This is a genomic window from Pseudoalteromonas sp. PPB1, from assembly GCF_015356275.1.
In the GTDB taxonomy this organism is placed as follows: domain Bacteria; phylum Pseudomonadota; class Gammaproteobacteria; order Enterobacterales; family Alteromonadaceae; genus Pseudoalteromonas; species Pseudoalteromonas rubra_D.
Genome location: NZ_JACEQV010000105.1, coordinates 1 through 398, shown reverse-complemented (window position 1 = coordinate 398; position 398 = coordinate 1). Strand labels below are relative to the sequence as shown.

Genomic DNA, 398 nt, shown 5'->3' with positions numbered 1-398 from the left:
TGGATTGTTAGTATGTAACATGAGAGTTACTCCTTAGTTGTTTTGAACAAAGATTCGACACCTTTATCAAAACGGGTAACTCTCAATTTTTCAAATCGAAATGTCAGGTCTGGTCGGAACTAATTCAATTAAGCATTACTTTTCGCTGCGGTTACGACACAAGTCAAAAATAGAAATTTGATTACACCCATCGCGCTTTTTTGTCTGTCCACTTCCCCTCTAGTGACACCGTTCTAAACTAGAGGGGAAGTGGACAGTATGGCCTATGTTTTTGTAACTCCACCCAACCTAGTACAGCTCATTAGTAGAATTATGCAGCCTCAAGATAGCCAACTGGAGTCATGTCTTCCAGCGCATCGTGAGGCCTTTCATAATTGTAAATTTCTAACCATTCATCT

Annotated in this window: 1 protein-coding gene; it reads right to left on the bottom strand. The window is 39.9% G+C overall.

All coding sequences use genetic code 11. The features are described 5' to 3' along the window. Positions 1-310 precede the first annotated feature (310 nt). Positions 311-398, bottom strand: an 88-nt coding sequence (locus IY568_RS25485) for an integrase core domain-containing protein (protein WP_194868735.1), incomplete at its 5' end; no start/stop codon positions are given.